This window comes from Roseateles sp. P5_B10 (assembly GCF_056400485.1).
This window is the reverse complement of the sequence record NZ_JBFULE010001671.1, coordinates 1-564: the sequence shown is the minus strand read 5'-3', so window position 1 is coordinate 564 and position 564 is coordinate 1. Positions and strand designations below refer to the sequence as shown.

Annotated in this window: 2 protein-coding genes; both read left to right on the top strand. The window is 67.9% G+C overall.

Annotated elements, in window-relative coordinates:
- Window positions 1-381: tryptophan 7-halogenase (locus tag AC1DU6_RS35255; RefSeq protein ID WP_477863216.1), on the top strand; the 381-nt coding region annotated here is incomplete at its 5' end.
- Window positions 378-564: tryptophan 7-halogenase (locus tag AC1DU6_RS35250; RefSeq protein ID WP_477863214.1), on the top strand; the 187-nt coding region annotated here is incomplete at its 3' end. The genes AC1DU6_RS35255 and AC1DU6_RS35250, both read left to right, overlap by 4 nt.

Genomic DNA, 564 nt, shown 5'->3' with positions numbered 1-564 from the left:
TACGAGTCCATCCGCGACTTCATCGTGCTGCACTACAAGCTGACGAAGCGCGACGACAGCGAGTTCTGGCGCTACTGCGCGGCCATGTCGATCCCGGACGCCTTGAGCCACCAGATCGAACTCTTCCGCCGCAGTGGTCGCGTCGCCATCCTCGATCCGGACAGCTTCGCTGAGCCTTCCTGGGTATCGCTGTTCCTGGGCCTCGGCTGCTGGCCGGAGCGCCACGACCCGTTGCTGCGACAGGTGGACGAACAAGCGCTACGCGCGCACTTCCAGCGTCTTCGCGCGGCCATCTCGCAGACCGTGGACGGCATGCCTGACCACGGCGCCTTCATAGATCGGCACGTCCGTGCCCCAGCCATGGAGGCAGTCAAGCCATGAACGACCAAGCCATCCGCCGCATCGTCATCGTCGGCGGCGGCAGCGCCGGCTGGATGGCCGCCGCGCCGCTCAGCCAGGTGTTCGGCACGCAGCCGGCCGGGCCGGCCAACCCGGTCGGTTGCGAGATCGTGCTGATCGAGTCGCCCGAGATCGGCACCGTGGGCGTGGGACCGTGGGCGTGGG